Genomic DNA, 1,296 nt, shown 5'->3' with positions numbered 1-1,296 from the left:
AGTACCAGCTGCGGCCCCGCGACTGGGAGGGCGCCGCACGCGAGGGCCGCACCATCGCCCCCCTCATCACCCGCCTCAACACCGCCCGGCGCCGGAACCCGGCCCTGCGGCAGCTGCGCGACCTGCACTTCCACCACGTCGACAAGGACGCGGTGATCGCCTACTCGAAGCGGAGCGGATCGAACACGGTTCTGGTGGTCGCCAACCTCGACCCCCACGTCACCCAGGAGGCGACGGTCTCGTTGGACATGCCGCAACTCGGCCTGGACTGGCACGAGTCCGTGCCGGTGCGTGACGAGCTCACCGGCGAGACCTACCACTGGGGCAGGACCAACTACGTGCGTCTGGAGCCGGGGCACCGGCCCGCGCACGTCTTCACCGTCCTGCGACCGTCCACCCCGCCGATCGGAGGGTCAGCCACCATATGAGCGTCAACGAGCCCGTTCCGGACACCTTCGAGGACACGCCCGCCAAGGACCGGGACCCCGAGTGGTTCAAGCGCGCCGTCTTCTACGAGGTCCTGGTCCGCTCCTTCCAGGACAGCAACGGCGACGGCGTCGGTGACCTGAAGGGGCTGACCGCCAAGCTCGACTACCTCCAGTGGCTCGGCGTGGACTGCCTGTGGCTGCCCCCGTTCTTCAAGTCACCGCTGCGGGACGGCGGTTACGACGTCTCCGACTACACCGCCGTGCTGCCCGAGTTCGGTGACCTCGCCGACTTCGTGGAGTTCGTGGACGCCGCCCACCAGCGCGGCATGCGCGTCATCATCGACTTCGTCATGAACCACACCAGCGACCAGCACCCGTGGTTCCAGGAGTCGAGGCGCGACCCGGACGGTCCGTACGGCGACTACTACGTCTGGGCCGACGACGACAAGCAGTACCAGGACGCCCGCATCATCTTCGTCGACACCGAGGCCTCCAACTGGACGTACGACCCCGTACGCAAGCAGTACTACTGGCATCGCTTCTTCTCGCACCAGCCGGACCTCAACTACGAGAACCCGGCCGTGCAGGACGAGATGATCTCCGCACTGAAGTTCTGGCTGGACCTCGGCATCGACGGGCTGCGGCTGGACGCCGTGCCGTACCTGTACCAGCAGGAGGGCACCAACTGCGAGAACCTGCCGGCCACCCACGCGTTCCTGCGGCGGGTGCGCAGGGAGATCGACGAGCAGTACGCCGACAAGGTGCTCCTCGCCGAGGCGAACCAGTGGCCCGAGGACGTCGTCGACTACTTCGGCGACTTCCAGGCCGGCGGCGACGAGTGCCACATGGCGTTCCACTTCCCCGTCAT

2 protein-coding genes are annotated in these 1,296 nt (G+C 67.4%); both read left to right on the top strand.

Annotation, left to right across the window (positions count from 1 at the left end):
• On the top strand, positions 1-428 hold a 428-nt coding region (locus ACF1BE_RS35065), incomplete at its 5' end, for a DUF3459 domain-containing protein (protein ID WP_392203032.1).
• Positions 425-1,296 (top strand): alpha-amylase family glycosyl hydrolase (locus ACF1BE_RS35060; RefSeq protein WP_392203031.1); only part of this gene is annotated, 872 nt, incomplete at its 3' end. The genes ACF1BE_RS35065 and ACF1BE_RS35060, both read left to right, overlap by 4 nt.

It is taken from the genome of Streptomyces sp. NPDC014991, from assembly GCF_043080665.1.
Lineage (GTDB): Bacteria > Actinomycetota > Actinomycetes > Streptomycetales > Streptomycetaceae > Streptomyces.
The sequence above is the reverse complement of the archived record's forward strand: the minus strand, read 5'-3'. Positions and strand labels throughout refer to the sequence as shown.